Annotated in this window: 16 protein-coding genes; 12 read left to right on the forward strand and 4 right to left on the reverse strand. The window is 38.1% G+C overall.

The features are described from left to right. The first annotated feature begins 228 nt into the window (after positions 1 to 228). From IGL70_RS04280 to copB, 6 genes are all read left to right on the forward strand, one after another. Entirely contained in the window at positions 229 to 1,695 is a 1,467-nt protein-coding gene (locus IGL70_RS04280) for an APC family permease (protein WP_002288779.1), read from the forward strand. A 614-nt stretch (positions 1,696 to 2,309) separates the two neighbouring features. Continuing rightward, positions 2,310 to 2,849, forward strand: a complete 540-nt coding sequence (locus IGL70_RS04285) for a topology modulation protein (protein ID WP_104765654.1) — start codon at positions 2,310 to 2,312, stop codon at positions 2,847 to 2,849. A 73-nt stretch (positions 2,850 to 2,922) separates the two neighbouring features. Further along, entirely contained in the window at positions 2,923 to 3,363 is a 441-nt protein-coding gene (locus IGL70_RS04290) for a CopY/TcrY family copper transport repressor (RefSeq protein ID WP_002294855.1), read from the forward strand. Positions 3,364 to 3,375: 12 nt separating this feature from the next. After that, positions 3,376 to 3,585 carry a copper chaperone CopZ gene (gene copZ, locus IGL70_RS04295; RefSeq protein WP_002289040.1) on the forward strand — a complete coding sequence of 70 codons (210 nt, stop codon included), beginning with the start codon at positions 3,376 to 3,378 and terminating at the stop codon, positions 3,583 to 3,585. After that, positions 3,585 to 5,771 (forward strand): heavy metal translocating P-type ATPase, encoded by a 2,187-nt coding sequence (locus tag IGL70_RS04300; RefSeq protein WP_104873749.1) that lies wholly within the window; start codon positions 3,585 to 3,587, stop codon positions 5,769 to 5,771. The genes copZ and IGL70_RS04300 overlap by 1 nt, the downstream gene beginning before the upstream one ends. 19 nt (positions 5,772 to 5,790) lie before the next feature. Further along, positions 5,791 to 7,962, forward strand: coding sequence for a copper/silver-translocating P-type ATPase CopB (copB, locus tag IGL70_RS04305; RefSeq protein ID WP_104873750.1), 2,172 nt, complete (start codon positions 5,791 to 5,793; stop codon positions 7,960 to 7,962). A gap of 111 nt (positions 7,963 to 8,073) precedes the next feature. Here the strand turns inward: copB and IGL70_RS04310 are convergent, their stop codons facing one another. Genes IGL70_RS04310 through IGL70_RS04320 form a run of 3 tightly spaced genes read right to left on the reverse strand, consistent with a single transcriptional unit; the run spans position 8,074 to position 12,266 of the window. Beyond that, on the reverse strand, positions 8,074 to 10,245 hold the full coding sequence (locus tag IGL70_RS04310) for a transglutaminase domain-containing protein (RefSeq protein WP_104873751.1): 2,172 nt from the start codon (positions 10,243 to 10,245) through the stop codon (positions 8,074 to 8,076). Then, entirely contained in the window at positions 10,235 to 11,308 is a 1,074-nt protein-coding gene (locus tag IGL70_RS04315) for a DUF58 domain-containing protein (protein ID WP_104873752.1), read from the reverse strand. Before IGL70_RS04315 ends, IGL70_RS04310 begins: the two co-directional genes overlap by 11 nt. A 13-nt stretch (positions 11,309 to 11,321) precedes the next feature. Then, the gene (locus IGL70_RS04320; protein ID WP_219842388.1) at positions 11,322 to 12,266 is read right to left on the reverse strand and encodes an AAA family ATPase; all 945 of its coding nucleotides are present in this window, start codon (positions 12,264 to 12,266) and stop codon (positions 11,322 to 11,324) included. A 257-nt stretch (positions 12,267 to 12,523) separates the two neighbouring features. Between IGL70_RS04320 and IGL70_RS04325 the strand changes: the two genes are divergently transcribed. Beyond that, positions 12,524 to 13,816: a hypothetical protein gene (locus IGL70_RS04325; RefSeq protein WP_010829592.1), complete on the forward strand. Its 1,293-nt coding sequence runs from the start codon at positions 12,524 to 12,526 to the stop codon at positions 13,814 to 13,816. Between the two features lie 73 nt (positions 13,817 to 13,889). After that, positions 13,890 to 14,459, forward strand: coding sequence for a prevent-host-death protein (locus IGL70_RS04330; RefSeq protein WP_002294835.1), 570 nt, complete (start codon positions 13,890 to 13,892; stop codon positions 14,457 to 14,459). A 61-nt stretch (positions 14,460 to 14,520) separates the two neighbouring features. On the opposite strand, the gene IGL70_RS04335 is transcribed toward IGL70_RS04330, so the two are convergent. After that, complete coding sequence (locus tag IGL70_RS04335; RefSeq protein WP_002289810.1) at positions 14,521 to 14,886, reverse strand: hypothetical protein; 366 nt, start codon at positions 14,884 to 14,886, stop codon at positions 14,521 to 14,523. Positions 14,887 to 15,093: 207 nt separating this feature from the next. Here IGL70_RS04335 and IGL70_RS04340 point away from each other — a divergent pair, with 207 nt between their 5' ends. The 4 genes from IGL70_RS04340 to IGL70_RS04355 all read left to right on the forward strand — a co-directional run bounded on the left by IGL70_RS04340 (position 15,094) and on the right by IGL70_RS04355 (position 21,112). Then, complete coding sequence (locus tag IGL70_RS04340) at positions 15,094 to 15,576, forward strand: hypothetical protein (RefSeq protein WP_002305696.1); 483 nt, start codon at positions 15,094 to 15,096, stop codon at positions 15,574 to 15,576. A gap of 196 nt (positions 15,577 to 15,772) precedes the next feature. Next, on the forward strand, positions 15,773 to 16,663 hold the full coding sequence (locus tag IGL70_RS04345; protein WP_002323154.1) for a phosphate ABC transporter substrate-binding protein PstS family protein: 891 nt from the start codon (positions 15,773 to 15,775) through the stop codon (positions 16,661 to 16,663). A gap of 323 nt (positions 16,664 to 16,986) precedes the next feature. Then, entirely contained in the window at positions 16,987 to 19,455 is a 2,469-nt protein-coding gene (locus tag IGL70_RS04350) for a cation-translocating P-type ATPase (RefSeq protein ID WP_010829593.1), read from the forward strand. Positions 19,456 to 19,639: 184 nt separating this feature from the next. Further along, positions 19,640 to 21,112, forward strand: a complete 1,473-nt coding sequence (locus IGL70_RS04355) for a C69 family dipeptidase (protein WP_104857465.1) — start codon at positions 19,640 to 19,642, stop codon at positions 21,110 to 21,112. The last annotated feature ends 5 nt before the right edge of the window (positions 21,113 to 21,117 follow it).

The following is a 21,117-nucleotide window of genomic DNA, read 5'->3' on the forward strand; positions in this document are numbered from 1 at the left end:
AAAATAACTATTGTTTTTAATTTTACAGAAAATTCAAAATAGCTTGAAATTCAATAAGGTCAATGAAATAAAAGAAAATAACTTATTTTTTTGATGGAAAAAATATGAAAAAACGATGTGTATTAAATAAAAGAATACACACATAAAATAACACTGTCTTGTAAGTTTGTTAAAAATTGAATATGATTACATCTGGATAACAAATTTTTATCATAAAGGAGAGAACGAATGAACAACAAACAATTACGCTGGTTTACTGTTGCGTTAATTGCATTTAACATGGTTTGGGGCATGGGGAATGTAGTTAATAACTATGCTCAGCAAGGAGTATCAGTTGTCACCTCTTGGCTATTGATTTTGGCCATTTATTTTATTCCATACGCATTGATCGTTGGACAATTAGGATCAGCCTTCAAGGATAGTAAAGGAGGCGTCAGTTCATGGGTCGAAAATACGACATCTAATAAACGACTGGCATACTATGCCGCTTGGACTTACTGGGTCGTCCATATTCCTTATTTGGCACAAAAGCCTCAAGCAATCCTGATTGCTGGCGGTTGGGCAGTCCAAGGAAATGGAAATATCGTAAATACGATGTCAGTACAAATGGTAGCAGTTATTTCACTTATTATATTTCTTGCCTTTTTATATTTATCAACAAAAGGACTTTCTACTTTGAAAGTGATTGGCGGACTGGCCGGAACAGCGATGTTCGTCATGTCGATCTTATTTATTCTTTTAGCTGTAACGGCACCGTTCATCAATCCAACGATGGAATTTGCCACACCACATATGAATCAAGTGAAAACATATATTCCAACATTTGATTTCAGTTATTTCACAACCGTTTCGATGCTAGTATTTGCAGTTGGAGGAGCGGAAAAAATATCCCCTTATGTCAACTCTACAAGAAATCCTGCAAAGGAATTTCCTAAAGGGATGATCTTCTTAGCAGCAATGGTAGGGATTTGTGCTGTATTAGGCTCAGTCGCAATGGGTATGCTGTTTGCTAGCGATAATATTCCTAAAGACTTGATGGCAAATGGGGCATATAGTGCTTTTCAAATTTTAGGTAATTACTATGGTATCGGTAACTCATTGATGATCATTTACGCATTGACAAACATGATTGGACAAATCTCCGCATTAGCCTTTTCAATTGATGCACCACTAAAAATCTTGTTAGCAGATGCGGATCCAGAATTTGTACCAAACTGGCTACGTAAACGTAATCGTAAAGGTACATTGGTGAATGGTTATCTTCTGACAGGTATACTAGTAGGAATCATTATTTTGTTGCCGATCTTTGGTATCAAAGATATGAATGAATTAGTAAAATGGTTGACGAACTTGAACTCAGTTGTCATGCCAATGCGTTACCTATGGGTGTTCTTGGCATATATGATGTTGAATAAAGCTTATAAGAAATTCAATTCTGAATATAAATTTGTTAAAAATCCAAAAATCGGTTTTATCTTTGGTGCTTGGTGCTTTGCCTTCACTGCGTTTGCATGTATCCTGGGAATGGTGCCAAAAGTAGATTATACTGCTGATCCTAAAGCATGGTGGTTCCAATTATTCACGAATATCATCACACCAATCGTCTTGATCTTATTAGGTATGATCTTGCCAGCAATTGCTCGTCGAGACAAAAACAAAGAAATCACTGAACCAGAAACAGTGGTTCAGCCTTAAAATAGAAATACTTGTTACAAGAGGTTGTGACAGAAGTGGTCAGCTTCAAGAAATAAGAAGGAATTTACGAAAATTGCTTCTCAAATTTTTGTGAAGTTTCGGCTTGTTTTTCGAAGAAGCTACTTCTGGAACACCGTGAATCAGAGGTTGTGAAAAAGCTGTCCTGCATCAAGTAATAAGAACAGCCAAACAAAAATAGCCCCTCATATTTTTCGTTTGGCTGGGCTTATTACCGCAGATGCAAGCTTTTGAACACCGTTTAAGAAAGAGGTAGTGAGCCTGCCGTTTAACTCCGAGTCACAAGGAGCAATTTCAAAAAACAACTTCTCATGTTTGTTGACTATTGTGACTTGTGACCGAGGTGTTGGCAGGAGAACACCGTTTAAGGAAGAGGTTGTAAAATCAGCGATTTGACCTGAGTATTAGAGAAACAAACGGAAAAATAGCTCCTCATATTTTGCCGTTTTTTGAGCTAATGCTGAAGGTCAGCTGATTGAACACCATTTATTCGAAACAAGGGACTTTGACACGACTTTTGTCACAGTCCCTTGTTTTTTTGCGGCGTTATAAGTGGTATGATCGAACCAAATTCCAAAGAGAAGTGAGGGAGAAGAATGAAGATCATCGTGATTGGACAAAGTGGGTCGGGAAAATCGTCCCTCGCAAGGAATATCAAAGAAATCACCGGCTTTCCGCTACTGCCGCTAGACCTTTTATGGCATACAACAGACTACAGTATTCAGGCAAAAAAGTGGTTTTTGCAAGAACAGCAATCGTTTATGGTATCTAATCCGTCATGGATCGTTGAAGGAAATTATACTTCTACGTTAGAGGAAAGGATTAAAGAAGCAGATAAGATCATTTGGCTTAAAGTGCCGCGTTATCTCGCCATCTACCGAGTAGTTTGGCGTTCTCTAAAAAGAAAGATAAACAAAAAATCTCGGCCAGATATGCCTGAATCATTTTCGGAGAAACTAAACAGGGAATACTTAGAATTTTTATCTTTTATCTGGCATTTTGAAGAAAACAATGAACCAAAAATACAGCAGCTGATCCAAGTAGCTAATGCAAGAAATAAACTGATCATCCTTAAAACAAGACGAGAGAAACAAGAATTTTTAACTAAATTGAAAATAGAGAGCAAAAATAATTGACAGTTTTTGTTTACAAGTGTAATCTGTATTCATAAGCTAATGATTACATTTGTAAACGAAAGGTGTGAAATAAATGGAAAAAGTCAAAACGCCAGTAAAGATCAGTGATTCAGAGTGGGAGATCATGCGTGTTATTTGGACACTTGGACAGACGACAGCCCAAGAAATCACGCAGATCTTAGCTGATTCGATGGATTGGAAACCAGCAACGATCAAAACTTTGCTGGGACGTTTGGTAAAAAAAGAAGTGATCTGGACAGAACAAGAAGGAAAAAAATTCATTTATCATCCAGCTGTCTCGGAGATGGAAACAGTTCGCAGTGCGACGGAAAATCTTTTTTCCCATATCTGTGCAAAAAGGATTGGAGAGACGATTGCGGATCTAGTAGAAGAAGCCACTTTGACTCAAGAAGATATCAATGAGATTTTGAAACAACTGGAACAAAAGCAACCAGTAGATACGATCGAATGTAACTGTATCCCAGGTCAATGTGAATGTAAACAACATCAATAGGAGGAAGAAAAAATGAAACAACAATTTTCAATCGAAGGTATGAGCTGCAATCATTGTGCAGCAAGAGTAGAAGAAACAGTAAGCGCACTTGACGGCGTGCAAAAAGTGAAAGTAAATTTGAAAAAAGCAAACGGTACGGTCAAGTTTGATGAAACAAAAGTTCAATCCGAAAAGATTTGTCAAGCAATCAATGGATTGGGTTATAAAGCAGAGGTGATTTGATGGCAACAGCAGAAACCAAAATGGATACGTTCGTCATTACAGGTATGACTTGTGCAAATTGTTCTGCTAGGATCGAAAAAGAGCTGAACGGACAACCTGGTGTGGTCAATGCCACAGTCAACTTGGCCACTGAAAAAGCAAGTGTCAAATATGAAGGGACGACCACTGAAAAATTAATCCAAAGCGTAGAAAACATCGGCTATGGTGCAATTTTGTACGATGAAGCCCACAAACAAAAAATTGCAGAAGAAAAGCAAGCGTATTTGAAAAAAATGCTATTCGATCTTATATTGAGTACGGTTTTGACTTTGCCGTTGATGTTGTCAATGATTGCTATGATGTTAGGAAGCCATGCGGCGATTGTTCACTTTTTTCATTTTCCAATCGTCCAGTTAGTGCTGTCTGCTCCTGTCCAATTTTATGTTGGTGCTCGTTTTTATAAAGGTGCGTACCATGCAATCAAGACGAAAGCACCAAATATGGATGTATTGGTAGCAATTGGAACATCGGCTGCCTTTGCATTGAGCATTTACAACGGATTTTTCCGTGGACACCCCCAAGATCTTTATTTTGAAAGCAGCAGTATGATCATCACGCTGATTTTGCTCGGCAAATATTTGGAACATACAGCAAAAACGAAAACAGGTAATGCAATCAAACAATTGATGTCTCTTCAAACAAAAACCGCCCAAGTGATAAGAAACGGGAAAGAAGAAACGTTAGCGATTGAAGAAGTAGTCGTTGGTGATCAACTAGTCATCCGTCCTGGTGAGCAGATTCCAGCAGATGGTCGAATTATTTCAGGAAGCAGTGCGATAGATGAAAGTATGCTTACTGGTGAAAATCTACCTGTAGAAAAGAATCCGGATGACACGCTTTTTGGCGGGACAATCAATACGAATGGTCTGCTACACATGGAAGTCACACAAGTCGGCAAGCAGACAGTATTAGCGCAAATCATTCAAATGGTGGAAGATGCTCAAGGGAGCAAAGCCCCAATCCAAAAAATCGCAGATCGGATCTCAGGGATTTTTGTTCCGATCGTATTAGTCATCGCGTTTATCACGCTCATAGCTACAGGTTTGATCACTGGTGATTGGCAACTCGCATTGATCCATAGTGTCTCTGTATTAGTCATTGCGTGTCCATGTGCATTAGGTTTAGCGACCCCAACAGCTATTATGGTAGGAACGGGTGTTGGTGCACGAAATGGAATTTTAATTAAAGGCGGAGAAGCATTAGAAGCAGCTGCTCACTTAGACAGCATTGTTTTGGATAAAACTGGAACGATTACAGAAGGAAAGCCCAAAGTTACAGATCTAGTCGGTTCAAAAGAAGTCCTATCTATTTTTTATACTTTAGAACAAGCTTCTGAACATCCACTAGGTAAAGCAATCGTGGAATACGGAAAACTGCAAGAAGCAGCAACATACGATATGATTGATTTTACAGCCCACCCAGGTGCTGGGATCAGCGGTACGATTAATGGAGTACGCTATTTTGCGGGTACACGTAAACGATTAATTGAATTGAACCTATCATTTGATGAATACCAAGAACACGCGTTAGAATTAGAACAGCAGGGAAAAACAGTCATGTTTTTAGCTGATGAAAAGCAAGTGATCGGGTTGATTGCCGTGGCTGATCAAATCAAACTAGAAGCCAAACAAGCAATCAAGCAGCTCCAGAATAAAGGATTAGATGTTTTTATGCTGACAGGAGACAACAAACTGGCAGCCGAAACGATTGGTAAACAAGTTGGTATTGATCCAAAGCATATCTTTGCTGAAGTACTTCCAGAGGATAAAGCAGCCTACGTAGAAAAACTTCAGAAAGATGGCAAAAAAGTCGGTATGGCAGGCGATGGAATCAATGATGCACCGGCTTTAGCATTAGCTGATGTTGGTATGGCAATGGGAAGTGGAACGGACATCGCGATGGAAACAGCCGATGTGACACTGATGAATAGCAGTTTGGCATCCATTGCTCAAACAATCGAGTTGTCTAGGGTGACATTGAGAAAAATCAAACAAAATCTTTTCTGGGCTTTTATCTATAATACGATTGGTATTCCTTTTGCTGCATTAGGCTTTTTGAATCCAATCATTGCAGGAGGAGCGATGGCGTTTAGTTCCGTCAGTGTATTGTTGAACTCCCTGAGCTTAAATCGGCACATGAAAAAGTAAGAGAAGGGATGGAGTAAAAATGAATGGGAACGATATGGAGAAAAAACATGAACATAAAAAAGAAGTAGTAAACAAAGAAAGTACAGAATCTCCTGAAAAACAGATGGAGATGAAGCATGACCATAGCCAGATGGACCATTCCATGCACATGGGACATAACCATGGAGATATAGCAAACAGCAAACAAATGGACCATTCGATGCACATGGATCACGAACACGGCGGCATGGATCATTCCATGCACATGGGGAATTTCAAGCAAAAATTTTGGCTATCGCTTATCCTAGCCATCCCAATCATTCTTTTTTCACCAATGATGGGAATGGAATTTCCATTTCAAGTAACGTTTCCTGGTTCTGATTGGCTCGTACTGATCTTAGCAACTATACTGTTTATCTATGGCGGACAACCATTTTTAAGCGGGGCAAAAATGGAATTGAAACAAAAAAGTCCTGCTATGATGACGCTGATCGCGATGGGGATTACAGTTGCATATATTTATAGTGTCTATTCGTTTATCGCGAATCTGATCAATCTTCATACGCACGTCATGGATTTCTTCTGGGAATTAGCTACTTTGATCGTTATTATGCTACTAGGTCACTGGATCGAAATGAACGCTGTTTCGAATGCCAGCAATGCTTTACAAAAACTAGCAGAATTACTGCCAGAATCAGTGAAACGCTTGACGAAAGATGGAAAAGAAGAGACAGTTTCATTGAAAGAAGTAAACGAAGGTGATCGTTTGATCGTCCGGTCTGGTGATAAAATGCCAACAGATGGTGTAATCTTGAAAGGTGAAACAATTGTTGACGAATCAGCTGTGACTGGCGAATCAAGAGGAATCAAAAAACAAGCCAATGACAAAGTGATTGGCGGTTCTATCAATGGGGATGGAACGATCGAAATCGAAGTAACTGGAACTGGTGAAAATGGTTATCTAGCGAAGGTTATGGAAATGGTGCGAAAAGCACAAGGAGAAAAATCCAAGCTAGAGTCATTATCTGACAAAGTGGCAAAATGGCTGTTTTATGTCGCATTAATTGTGGGTATCCTGGCATTCATCGCCTGGTTGTTCTTGACAGATCTTCCTAATGCATTAGAACGTATGGTAACAGTCTTTATCATCGCCTGTCCTCATGCTCTAGGTTTAGCTATCCCATTAGTTGTTGCTCGCTCTACATCAATAGCAGCTAAAAACGGATTACTTTTGAAAAACCGCAATGCACTGGAGCAAGCCAATGATCTAGATGTGATCATGCTGGACAAAACAGGAACACTAACAGAAGGAAAATTTACTGTAACGGGTGTCGAAGTACTTGATGATGCGTTCAATAAAAATGAAATCCTTCAATATTTAGGAGCATTGGAAGCGAATGCCAATCATCCATTGGCTGTTGGCATTATGAATTATTTGAAAGAACATGAAATCAAGCCTTATCAAGCCGAAAATCTAAAAAATCTTTCAGGAGTTGGGCTAGAGGCAACAGTCAAAAACCAACAAGTGAAAATAGTTAATGAAAAAGAAGTTGAGCGTCTCGGATTAAACGTAGAACAAGCATTATTGAAACCTTACCAAGAACAAGGAAATACCATCAGCTTCCTGATTTTAGAAAATCATCTAGCTGCAATCGTTGCTTTAGGTGACGTAGTAAAAACAGAAGCAAAAGAATTTATCCGAACATTGAAAGAAAGAAAAATCACTCCTGTCATGCTTACTGGTGACAATAAAAACGCTGCCCAAGCAGTAGCAGATTATTTAGGGATCGAAGAATATTATGGCGGTTTATTACCAGATGATAAAGAAGCTGTTGTCCAGAAATACCTTGACCAAGGGAAAAAAGTAATCATGGTGGGTGATGGGATCAATGATGCGCCAAGTTTAGCCCGTGCTTCAATCGGGATGGCAATCGGTGCAGGGACAGATATCGCAATCGATTCTGCGGATGTCGTATTGACAAACAGCGATCCAAAAGATATTTTGCATTTCCTTGATCTAGCCAAGCAAACGCGAAAGAAAATGATCCAGAACCTCTGGTGGGGGGCAGGTTACAATATTCTTGCAATCCCGCTAGCAGCCGGAATTCTTGCGCCAATTGGTATCATATTAAGTCCAGCAGTTGGTGCTGTCTTGATGTCGTTAAGTACGGTAGTTGTAGCTCTAAATGCTTTGACATTGAAAATCAAATAATAATGAAAAAAGGTTGTGACAAAAAACGTGTCACAACCTTTTTTTCGAATAATCGATACTCAATCAGCTGGTTCTCGGCATTCCAGAAGTAGATTCTCCAGAAATTTTATCTTATTTTTTGAAGTGGCTCCCTTTTGTCAGAACTTTTTTGTATACCGTTTTTCTTATTATATGCGTAATTTCTAAATAGGTTTTTTTATCGAATTTTACCGGATCTGCTTGTCGTCCATATATTTCTGCTTCATATTGAGTAGTTAATCGAATGAAACGCAGATCTAGCTTGAATTCTTGTTCTATTCGCAGGCTATATTCCTGCAAAGATTCTGCGGGTTTGCGCGGTACCAATGTTTCCAAATGGTTAAGAAGTTTTTGATATGCAATCGTATTAGTAGAAGCAAAAAAATGAAGATAGATAAGATAACTTGTCCAGCGCAGAGATTTTCTGAATAACAATAGAAAGAACAACAAGACGGATAAACACACCCCAAGGCTGAATAAGACGATTTTATAAGCTGGTGTGAGTGTTGTTTCTTCTGATGGAATGACCTCAGATCTCTCACTGGAAATAGTTTCTGCCATATTTTCGCTTTCATTTGGTTGTTCGATAGCAGGCTGGACGGTTTCGGTTGTTTCAGCAACTGGTTGTGAACCCATTGGATTGGCAAATGAAGGGGTTGGTTCAAATGGAAGCCAGCCAAATCCAGGAAAGTATACCTCTGGCCAAGAATGAGCATGACTATTGAGAATGCTGTATTCCTCATTCCCTTGATTATCTGTGCCTGTTCTGAGCCCATTTGTAAAACCTTTTGTCCAGCGAGCTGGGATACCAAGTGTTCGAAGAAGGACGACCATAGAAGTTGAAAAGTTGTCACAATAGCCGACTTTTGAATCAAAGAGGAAATAATCCACATAATCGTGTTCTTTCGGAGTATGTCCGGTATCCGTTTTGGAATAGCGGAAATTTCCGCTTGTTTTTAAATACTGTTCGACAGCTTCGACTTTACGAATTAAAGTTGCTTCATTTTTGGTCAATTCGACCGCCAAATCCTCAATACGTTTAGGCAAACTTTTTGGCAATTGAAGATTTGTCTGCTGATTTTCTAAATCATCAGCTTTTAACTGACTGCTTTTTAATTCTTCTCTCGTAAAAACTAACCTTTCTGTTTGTAAAGTTGCAGAACGTGTCGATTCATTCGGGACAGGAATGAATCGCTGGCTTTCAGGCAAATAGTAAAGCGTTTGTCCACTAGCTAATGAAAAATCAGTCAAGGTAGTATTTCCATAAGGATAAGGTAAGAAAGCTTGTTTTTTTAGGGTCAATGTAATGTTTTCTTTGTCTTCTATAATGGTTTGGTAGCTCGTGATGTCAACAGGGAATTCTTGGATTGGTTGGATGGGTGCGTCCTGATCTTCTATCCATCCAGAACCGGTGTAATGATTTTTATTTTCGATCTTCCAATAGCCATTTCCTTTTTGGTTCGCTGTAAAAACAACTTCGCCATTATCATATAAAGGTCCACCAAGCTGTTCATCATTCTCACTGAAGCCTGTTCTTGCACTTCCGGTTAATTGATACTCATGGAGTGTGTCATAAAGCCCTTCATCATTAAGATATTCTCGGATCGGTTCACTCGTTTCCTCGAGAGATTGGTGTACTTTCGGAAGATATAAAGGCAAGATAGCGCTAAAAGTTAAGAAACAAATAAGCAGAACTGTAGTCAATGACTGGAATCGAGTGTTTCCCGACAACAACCGGATGGAGAAAAATTGCCTTGCTGCCAGATACACGAACAAAACAGTTACTACCGCAATCATTTCGTACAGTAAATCTTTTTCCCGAAAAACGGTAAGCATCATGAAGTAAGCCATCAAAGAAAGAAAGGGTGCGTACCAATAGTCGTAATCCACGGTCAATGTAATAAATAAATAGATCAGCAACATTATGAGAAAAAAAGCTGTCTTTTCTGGCAAATAATAAAGTTTACCTTGGGATAGATGGAAGAATTCCTCTGTGACTGACGAAAAAAACTGTAAGATCCATAATATGGAAAATGTCTTCGAAGGAAAATATAAAAACAAACAACCTATCATTACTGGCAAAGAAAGCAGCAAACGTACCCATTTTTTAGAAATACAGCAGACAATAAGGCATAGGACACCAATAGTTAGGATAAGAAGGTAGCTGTTTTGCAATTGATTAGCTACGACAAATATCGGAGCACCTACACTTAGTATCACAAAGGAGTAAACGCCACGCAGCCATTTTTCCCATTTAATCGTCAATCCATTCACCTCCTGGCAATGAACATATCTTGTCTTTTTCTTGGACCATGAGTTGTTTTTCTACGAAATAAACAAGATAAACCGTTCGATCTTTTGACAATGTTTCAATAGCTTCTGAGACTTCAGGAGAATTCTCAGGAACAAAGAGGACGATTTGTTTTTTTGCATATTTTTTCAAGTGTGCTAAAAAAGCTTTCTCATCGCCAGCTTCCAAAGAAGCAAAATAGGTATGACCGGGGTCTTTGCCATGAAAGGCGCGGTTGCCTAATATCAGAAGTTCCGGCTGCTTTTCTTTTCTCAAATGCCATAAAGAAAAATACAAGTCTAGCAGAGGTTCAAATTTTGGACTGTGCGAACCCCAAAAGCAAAAAAGAGGAGAACATTCTTCTTCTTGATAATCGTATTCACGGTATAACCACTCTTGAGTATGAGCAGACAATTTCCAATCGATTCGGTTGAAAGAATCACCTGGACGATAAGCGCGATGTTCCCGAAAATCAAGACCTCTTTGGTACGCGTTCAGCTGCTGTTTTTTTTCCAGAACTCTCTGTAATTTTTCTGCTTGAATCTTACAAAAAGCAGGCAGAACAGTCACAGGAAAAGAGATCTCTCTTTTTGCACTTTTTCTGAAAAGTCCTAGACTATCATAGGCTGTAAAAATGACAGTTAATGTTTCATGGCATCCTCTTTCTTTTGGCTGCCAAAGCAATTGGACTTCTTGCGGTTTATTTGTAAGAATCAAAATCTCTTGTTTTTTTTCTGCAAAGATTGCTGGGAAGCCGATTTGTAAACGAGGGAGAGGTAAAGAAAAAGTTCTCTTTTTTGCTATGGAAAAAATAACCTGCATACTTTTTTTGCGATAAACGAGTGGCTGCAATGTACAAGTAACCGAAAGTTTCTTTAGAAAGCTGCTTAATGAAATCAAGCTCCATGATACATAAAGAGTAAAAAAGGCCAACAAGAACCAGCCTAAAGAATTGTTGAATACAAGAGCAAAAAGCACAATGTTGAAATATACCAGAAATAACACAAAATTAATGAAATAATCTTTGATTTTTTCCATTATCTACCTCAATCTACCTCACAGGAATAGGAATTTGTGCAACAAGAGTATGAATGATTTGTTTCTTTTCGTCTTCCTTCAATGAACGATCGTAAAAAATCAGGCGATGGGAAAACACGTAAGGAACTAAATCCTGCAAATCTTTGGGCGTGACGTAATTTCTCCCATGGATTAAAGCATAAGCTTTTGCTGCCTGAATAAAGGAAAGGCTTCCTCGTGGACTGATGCCAAGCTGGATGGCAGCATGGCTTCTTGTTGCTGACACTAACTGCAAGGCATAAGATGCCACTTCGGGACTGACAAAGACATTCGCCACATTTGTTTTTATTTCTTCTATTTCATAACTGTTCAATACTTCATTTAAGTTATCCAACACTTTTTCGAATTTATCCAAAAGTAGCAAAAGTTCGTCATCAAAAGAAGGATAACCGATTTGTAGTCGGAATAAAAAACGATCGAGCTGTGCTTCCGGCAAAGGATATGTTCCTTCGTACTCGATTGGATTTTGCGTAGCTAAGACAAAAAAATGATTGTCTAGAGGGTATGTATTGTTGTCGATCGTTGCATGATTCTCGGCCATTGCTTCTAAAAGTGCTGACTGAGTACGAGGAGTCGTACGATTGATCTCATCTGCCAACAAGATCGTGGTAAAGATCGGTCCCGGACGAAATTCAAACTCTTTTGATTGTGAATTGTATACGGAAAAACCAAGAATATCACTAGGCAGCAGATCAGGAGTACATTGGACTCTGCTGAAGGTTCCCTGTACAGCTTTTGCTAGTGCTTTGACCAGTAACGTTTTACCTACACCGGGAATATCTTCGAATAAGACATGACCACCTGCTAATAGGGCCACGATCATCAATTGGATAGTTGAACGTTTGCCGATGACCGCTTTTTCTAATTCTTGTATCAACTGATCGATTTTTTGTTTGGATTCTTCGATTTTTACTTCCATTTTCACATCACCTTCTCATAAAATCGCTATTTATTTCATTGTAATGGAAGGGAATACATCCTACAAGCAAAGTGATTTTATTATGTTTTTTTAAAGTACATTCGTTTTGAAATGAGAATACGATTAAATTGAGTAAAATAAAAAATAATGAGGAAAATTTGCGTATTTAAATAAATAGAAAGGGAGTTTTTTATCTTTTTAGGAGTGACCCCATTTTGATCAAACAATATGTTTAGAAATCAGGTGAGAAATGATCGATGAGATGGCAAAAACTATTATCAAAAAATGCACAGAATTTATTTTCACTAATCAATCTAATGAAAGATTTGATCTGGCGAAAAGCTGATTTAGCTGAAGAACTGAAAATCGATGTTAAAACAGTGGATCGGCATCTGAAACGTTTGGCAGAAAGCGACTGTCCCATCCAGCTGATTCTTCATAAGAAAACCGTTCAGTTAGTTTATGATCAAGGATATAGCGAACCTTACCTCCTATTTGTTTTTCTGATCCAATCACCCCCGTTTTGTTTACTGAAAAATCTGCTATTGAATGAACCTTACGAGCAGAAGTACGATCGTTCTACGCAAGAGCGATTGAGAAAGTGGTTTGGCGAGTACCACCTTTCTTTTTCTTATAAAAAAGCACAGATCTTTGGTTCAGAAAGAAAAGTAAGATATCTGCTGTTTTGCTTTTTGAAAGATTTTCCGCATTTTTTTGCAGATGATGGAGAGCAGTCCTTTTCTGAGATGTTCATCCAATTATTGAAGCAAAGAAAGGATCCGGCAGAAATCGAGATTTTAGGAGACAGTCGAACACTATTCTTTGAATTGTTTCCTGAATTGCTATTTAGAGAGGAGCAGATTTTGCCAATAAAAGAAAAAAATTATCTAGCAATTTTGCGCTTGAGCTGTAACCAGATTACTGAAAAGCGGTGGAAACGGATAGAAGAGACACAAGACTATCGGAAATTGACGATTGTGACTGAAAAGCTTGATTCGCTGTTTTGGCTGAATAGCGAATTTGAGAGCGAAAACAAATCAAAGCTGACAAAAGTACTTTACCAAGAATGGCTTCGTTACGTAATTGGTATCCATGACCGGCTGATAGAAGAAGAAGTTCGTTATTATCAGGAAACATTAGAAAAATTTCCCAATTCCAAAGATAAACTATATCAATTTCGGCTAGCGATCCAACAAGCTCTTGCACACCCCGCAGTAGAGTGGGGGATGCTTTTACTGAAAACACTCCAGGAACGAGGGTATTTAGATGTCCACCCTCCTGAAGTGAAAATCGTCTTTTTTTTTCGCTATGAACACCAAGAAGCAAGAAGACTTGCCGGGGTACTGAACAAAACGCTAAGACATCGAAAACGGATCTCTATACATGTATGTACTCGAAATAAGCCGCCTCGGTATGCAGATCTAGTGATCACCGATCATTTTTTTCCACTAGACCATAACGAAGATCAAAAAACGTATCTGTACCATCCTTCATTTGGTATCGAAAGACTTCTTACCGATATCAATTACTGGTTAGGCAAAAACCGATAAAACCTTTGGAAAAAAGATCAAAACAAGTCAGTCTGTGCTATAATAAAAAGCGATTAGTAAAGGAGGAAATCCATTGGAATTAAAGAAATTAGAAGTTCCCACATCTTCGATCACAGAAGTGAAACGATCGCCGATGGATGTATTTGCTCAAGCGCGAGACGCGGGAACTGGCGTATATATATTTAATCGTGAAAAAGTAGCTGGCGTGATGCTGACCCAAGAACAATACGAAACGCTCTTGCAAGAACTAGATGTCCTTCGTCAAACAGTGAAAGTGGAGAGGAAAGAACCAAAAGAAATAAACGAAGAACCTATTAACAAAACAGCTTCCGTCGTATCCAATGCTGAAGGGATGGAAGAGCTGGCCCAAACATTACAGCACTCGCTCATTACTGGTGTGACGATTACAGCAAAAAATCTAGATGAACGAATGGTAGCACTAGGTTTTATTACGAAAAAGACCGGATTTGGCGGAGTCGTGGATATGCTTAGCGAGTTGATGGAAACTGGGAAAATCAACTACCAGTTAAGAAGAAAACCGCAAAATCGGACAATCATAGCTGAAATCATAGGAGAGCAAAACAGTCAATCTCAATTGATGGATAAAATCATCATCAAGAAAATTTTTCTACATGAGCTATAAGAAAACCATATATGTATAAAAAGAAGAAAGTAGCTTCTCTTTGTACATATATGGTTTGTTTTTATGGATGCCGAGCTTTTTTATAAGATAAGGCTACCGCCCATAACGACCCAAGGATTTGTGGAACTAAGTAAATACCTGCAAGAAGCAAGATCAGCTGGGTCGGTTTTAAAGGATGATAGAAGTAACGCCATTCAGTAAAATTGGCACAAAATAAATAGGAAGTGACAGTAGATATAATATTGGCAATGAATAAAGATATAATACGCCTGTTCCTTTGAAAATAATATCCAGCAAAAAGAGATAAAAATATCAATGTGATGAACCCGCTTACGGAATGGTAACGGAAATCAAGCAGTAAGGCGAAATGCACATAAGGAACAAAAGATAAAAGCAATGGAAGATTTTTCCAGCAAGTTTTTATCATCTTTCATCACCACCTAACAAGTGTTATTATTTTGTTAGTTTTATTGTAAATTGAATCCTGCAATAATCAATTACTTTTTCATTATTTCTAGATTAAATGAATAAACTCTCATGCCATTATCTCTAAAAAAAAAGTTTTTCCCCCTAATTTTTTTAGATAGAAAATTGTATAGTATGATGAGAGAAAAAGTAGTTTGGGGGAACGTTAATGAGAAGAAAAGCAGTAATCGATCGGCTTTATTTATTTTTTTGGTTTTTTCCTATCGTTTTGCTACCTTTTACATGGGTAAATGCTGTTGTACAAGGTGCGGAGATATTAGGCCTGATTCAAGGAAGCGGATTTGTGGTTTCTAGGAATTTTCCAGCTTTGACTGTTTTCTATTTAGTGATAAGTGTAGGTCTCTTATTACCAAAATCTCTGATCAATCACTACAATTGGCAGCTGCTTTACTTTTCTTGCTTATTAGTATTTACATCTATGTTTTCTTTGCTGCCTCGCTTGATTATCGGCCCTAATGGTTTGAGCGAGAGTGGATTGAAGGATTCAGCTTATTCCTCCATGTATTTCTTGACGATCAAACCATGGTTCTATTTAGTAATTGCCTCATTTATTCTTGCAACATTTTTTTACTTCTGGACAGAAATCAGGATAAAAAGTGAACGATCTGTATCTATAAAAAATAACTATTGATGGTGGATCATCAGTAAAAAAGCATATGAGCTGCGTAAAATGCACGTTTCTCATATGCTTTTTTTATTATTATGTAAAGAATGCGAAAAACGTTTACATGATTTTTACATAACTTAACTATATTTTTACAGCAACCATACGAGGGATTTACAGTCGACTGATAAACTTTAGTTGTAAATAAGAAAGGAGCAATAAAATGAAAAAAGTATTGTTTACTCTAGGTATGATGGGAATTCTTTTAGCCGGATGCGGCTCAGGATCAGGAAATACAGATGGCTCTGCCACACAAAATAATTCAAGTGACTCAAATGAACAAGTAAAAATCGTTGCGGTAGGTTCGACAGCATTACAGCCGTTAGTCGATGCAGCACAAGAAAGCTTTGTACAAGAAAATCCAAATTATCAAATCTCTGTACAAGGAGGAGGAAGCGGAACTGGTTTGAGCCAAGTCGAAGCTGGAGCAGTTACTATCGGAAACTCTGATGTATTTGCAGAAGAAAGAGACGGAGTTGATGCTTCAAAATTAGTGGATCATAAAGTAGCAGTGGTCGGGATGGCACCAATCGTCAATAAAGATACAGATGTCAAAGATATCACCAAACAGGAATTGATTGATATCTTTACAGGAAAAATCACTAACTGGAAGGAAGTTGGCGGGAAAGATCAAAAAATCAACGTCGTGAACCGTGCAAACGGCAGCGGTACCCGCGCGACATTCGAAAAATGGGGACTGGATGGTGCTACCCCTGTGCAGTCCCAAGAACAAGATTCATCAGGAACAGTTCGGCAGCTGGTAAGTCAAACACCAGGAGCAATCAGCTATTTAGCTTTCTCATATCTTGATGATTCCACACAAGCACTAAGTATCGACGGTGTAGAACCAAAAGAAGAGAATGTAGCAGATAACAGCTGGGAAATCTGGTCATATGAACATATGTACACGAACGGAAAACCTTCCCCTGAAGTTCAAAAATTCTTAGACTACATGATGACAGAAGAAATACAAGAAGGTCCTGTCAAAGAATTAGGGTATTTACCGATCACAATGATGGAAGTAGAACGTGATCACGAAGGAAATATCAAATAACTAGCAGATAAACATACTACGGTAGTCGTTACTATTAAGGAAAAATCAACTATGTTTCCCCACATATACATTTTTCCTTTAATTGTGAAAAATAGTTCCTCATATTTTGCCGTTTTTTGAGCTAATACCGAGGGTCAGCTGATTGAACACCGTTTATTCGAAAAAAAGAGCTACGACATAGAACTGTCGTAGCTTTTTTTGCTATATGACAGGAATGAAAGGTGTTTGCAAGCTTAATGTGAGGAACACTTTCCATATCTGTTCTATACTGGATAGGAGAAGTTTGGAAATATCCAGAAAACGAAATCAATCGAGGTAGCCACATGAAGAATAAATGGACAAATCGAAGTAAAAAAAAGAAAGTAACACAAAGATCATCAGATAAAGTCATCCGTCTTTTTCCATCGTATAAAGAAGGATTAACGGCAGATCAAGTCAAGGAACGAATAGAAAAAGGTGCAGCAAATGATTCAGTCGATCCCACATTCAAAACAAATCAGCAAATCGTATTGGAAAACATTTTTACGTATTTCAATTTGATCTTTCTTATCTTAGCCATTTTGCTTTGTTTAGTAGAATCCTATAAGAACTTGACTTTTTTACCAGTTATCATAGCCAATACAGGAATCGCCATTTTTCAGGAAATTCGATCCAAAAAGATCTTGGACGAACTAAATGTTTTAAATACAGCAAAAGTCAATGTCATACGAGACGGGATAGAACAAACAATAGATATAGAAGACCTTGTAATAGATGACATTGTTATTTTAGAGACTGGACATCAAATTCCAGCAGATGCAGAGGTCGTGGAAGGGAAACTGCAAGTTAATGAGGCTTTATTGACAGGCGAAGCAGATGAAATAACCAAAGAAATAGGCGATCCATTAATGTCCGGCAGTTTCATTGTTTCCGGAAAAGCTTACGCCCGATTAGACAAAGTTGGAGCAGATTCGTATATTTCCCAGCTGACAGTCAAAGCCAAGACAATGGGAGAAGGAGAACAGTCGGAGATGATTGCTTCTCTTAATCAATTGATCAAATGGATTGGGATCATCATTATTCCTATCGGTATCCTGCTTTTTTCTCAAAGTTACTTTTTTAATGGAAACACGATCAAAGAAAGTGTCGTTGCAATGGAAGCAGCATTGATCGGTATGATACCTGAAGGACTGTACTTGCTGACGACGATTGCATTAGCATTAAGTGCGACTAAACTAGCAAAGCAAAGAGTTCTTTTACACAATATGAAAAGCATTGAGACATTGGCAAGGGTAAATGTCCTTTGTGTAGATAAAACAGGAACGATCACAGAAAATAAAATGTCTGTTCAAAAAGTGATCGTCTCTAAAAAACAAGAAATAATCAGTCAGTCAGATCAATTGGAAGCATGCATTGCTGACTATGCAAAAGCGATGGCAGGAGACAATGCAACAATGGAAGCTGTTAAAGCATATTTTACAAAAACCACTGATCAATCCTATCACCATGTTATTCCTTTTTCTTCTGTCCAAAAATTCAGCAGTGTAGCGTTGGCAGACAAGGTGTATGTTTTAGGAGCGCCCGAAATGGTTTTGCGCGATCAATTGCCGGAATATGCGGAAGAGTTTGTTTCTTTCGCTGAAAAAGGCTATCGCGTGTTGGTCTTTGGTGTGTACGATGGGATTCTTGAAGAACCAGTATTGACAGAAGCAGTCACACCATTAGGCTATATTCTGATTGCTAATCCTATCAGAAAAGAAGCAAGAGCCACATTTGATTACTTCAAAAAACAGCAAGTAGCCATCAAAGTGATTTCTGGAGATAATCCGCTCACCGTATCCAATGTAGCTGTCCAAGCAGGGATTTCACATGCTGATCAGTACGTTGATGCATCTAAATTATCAGAAGAAGAATATGAAGCAGCTGTCGAAAAATATACAGTTTTTGGACGCGTCAAGCCAGAACAAAAGAAAATCTTCGTTCAATTGCTAAAGCGTAACAATACAGTAGCTATGACAGGTGATGGCGTGAATGATATTCTAGCCATGAAAGAAGCAGACTGCAGTATAGCGATGGCTTCCGGAAATGAAGCCGCCATGCAGGCCTCACAAGTGGTCTTACTTGATTCTGACTTTTCACGCATGCCAGAAGTTGTTGCAGAAGGACGGCGCGTTGTGAATAATATTGAGCGATCAGCCAGCTTGTTTTTAGTGAAGAATATTTTCTCCTTTTTGCTCTCACTGTTTTCAGTGATCTTTGCTCTGACCTATCCTTTAGAACCATCACAAATCACATTGATTAGTTTGTTTACTATCGGACTTCCATCTTTCTTGCTTGCTCTAGAAGAAAACAAAAAGCGAATCAGAGGGAAATTCATCATGAATGTGATGGAAAAAGCTGTGCCAGGTGGACTAACAGATATGATCGTAGTCGGTGCGTTGGTGATCTGCGGGGTGACTTTGAATCTAAATAAAACAGATGTTTCTACAGCATCTACCATGCTTTTGATTGCAGTAGGGTTCCTCGTTCTCTATAAAATCTGTTCACCGCTGAATAAATTCAGAAGTCAGATCATTCTTTTCTGTGCTAGCGGTATCTTTTTTTCGGTCGTCTTTTTGCATAAGCTGTTTTCAATCACCGGTATCTCAGCTGTATCGCTTTTGCTGTTGAGCATTCTATTTTTCTCGGCAGATTCGATTTTTAGGCATTTGACCACATTGGTAGAATATTTGTTTGAACGTAAAAATGAAAAAGAGTCGGAGATAATAAATCAGATGCCTCGTTTCCTTCGGTTATTCAAAAGAAATAAGTGACTAATAAGATAAAAGAAGCTTAAAAAATACATTAACCCAAAAACTGTATTTTCTAAGCTTCTTTCTGTATAAAAAACAAAGCGAATTTTTATCTAGAACTTATAGAAAACCAATTAAATCTTTACTTCAGGTGTCATATAATTATTTTGAAAACGCTTTTATAAAAATAGGAGGGATGCTTCAAATGAAAAATAGAAGATTGCTTCAATTTAGTTTATTTTTTGGTGTAATGTATGGGATTTTCTTATCAGTAGTTTCCATTGATGCTTGTACAACGGTTTTAGTAGGAAAAAATGCTTCAGTAGATGGATCAACGATGATTGCTAGAAATGAAGATCTGAACACGGCTTGGTCAAAACACTTTGTTGTCAGAAAAGAAAATACGAATCCTTCACATTTTGTATCAAAAGGGAATGGATTTACCCTCGATCTTCCGAAAGAACAGCTGAAGTACACAGCAACCCCAGAATGGGATATTTCAGAAGGATTATTTGAAGAAGATGGTATCAATAGCAAAAATGTTGCAATGAGCGCTACTGAATCTGCTACGACAAAGGAAGAGATATTGAAGAAAGATCCATATACCGCACATGGTATCGCAGAAGACTCCATGTTGACAGTGACCCTTCCTTATATTGATTCAGCAAGAGCAGGAGTAGAACGATTAGGCAAAATCGTTGATAAGCAAGGAGCTGCGGAGACGAATGGTGTGATTTTCTCTGATAAAAATGAAATCTGGTATATGGAGATACTTAGTGGTCATCAGTGGGCAGCTGTCAAAGTTCCAGATGACTGTTATGCAGTTATTCCTAATATGTTGTCAATTGATTCATTTGCTTTGAAGGACAAAGATTCTTATCTTTGTTCACCAGAGTTAGAATCTTTTTTAGAAAAGAATCAACTGATAGATACGAAACGGGATATTTCTTTAAGAGACATATTTGCAGATAAGTCAAAGGATGAAAAATACAACCTTCCTAGGATATGGGATGCACAGAGAAAACTGACACCTTCAAAGAAACAAAAAATAACAGACCAATCATTTGAATTGTTTGTCAAACCTGATAGACCTATTTCAATTGCAAAAATAGCTTATATCATGACACTACACTTCAATGGTACTGAATATGATACTATCGAAGGGACAAAGCCAGATAAGTATCGTCCAATCTCTGTGCCGAATACGATGGAATCTCATATTCTACAAATAAGAAACAATGTACCAGAAGAAATCAGTGGTATCCATTGGCTAGCGTTGGGGGTTCCTGATACAAGCAATTATGTACCATTTTATAGCAATATAACTGAGACACCTAAAGCTTATCAAAAAGGAACCGATGTGCCAGATGATATTTCCGCTTACTGGACATACCGGTTGACGAACATCTTGACGAAGCCATACTATAGTGACTTTAAGAAAAACATTACTTTACCAACTCGTCAAAAAGTTCGAGACCATCTCTCGAAAGAGTTAGCAATTACAGACCAACAAGCAAGTGAATTAATAGTAAATCATCCCGAAAAATTAACGGATTATTTGAATCAAAAAACACAAAGTTTTGCTGACTATGCTATAGATGCTTATCAGAAAATGAACCAGGAGCTGATTGTAAAAATGTCAGAAAAGACAGCTACACATCATGACAAAGATTTATAATATGT

It is taken from the genome of Enterococcus sp. DIV0901a, from assembly GCF_051711525.1.
Lineage (GTDB): Bacteria > Bacillota > Bacilli > Lactobacillales > Enterococcaceae > Enterococcus_B > Enterococcus_B faecium.